This window comes from Cupriavidus sp. 05T313 (genome assembly GCF_056396665.1).
Genome location: NZ_JBFTLX010000729.1, coordinates 1 through 352 on the forward strand (window position 1 = coordinate 1; position 352 = coordinate 352).

General features: G+C 67.1%; 1 protein-coding gene. It reads right to left on the minus strand.

What is annotated here, in order from left to right; genetic code table 11:
- Positions 1-352: pyruvate kinase alpha/beta domain-containing protein (locus tag AC1DKD_RS42585; protein WP_477144917.1), on the minus strand; the 352-nt coding region annotated here is incomplete at both ends.

Here is a 352-nt window from a genome sequence, read left to right on the forward strand (position 1 = left end):
AGCTTCTCGCGGTTGCTGCCGGGCTCGCCGCCCTGGCTGCCGGCRTCGGCSAGGTCGCCYACCTTGTGGACCTTCAGCATGTTCGTGGARCCGGCYTTTCCGGGAGGSGAACCGGCKGCAATRACCACCAKGTCGCCGTCGTCCACCAGGTCCATTTCCAGCAGGCTGCGGTCAACCTGGGACGTCATCTCATCGGTATGCCCCACCATGGGGACCAGCACCGGCTGAATGCCCCAGGTCAGCGCCAGCTGGTTCCACACGTGCTCCACCGGGGTGAAGGCAAACACGGCCTTGATGGGCCGCAGGCGGGAGAGGCGCCGGGCGGAGTCGCCGGACTGGGTGAAGGTACAGA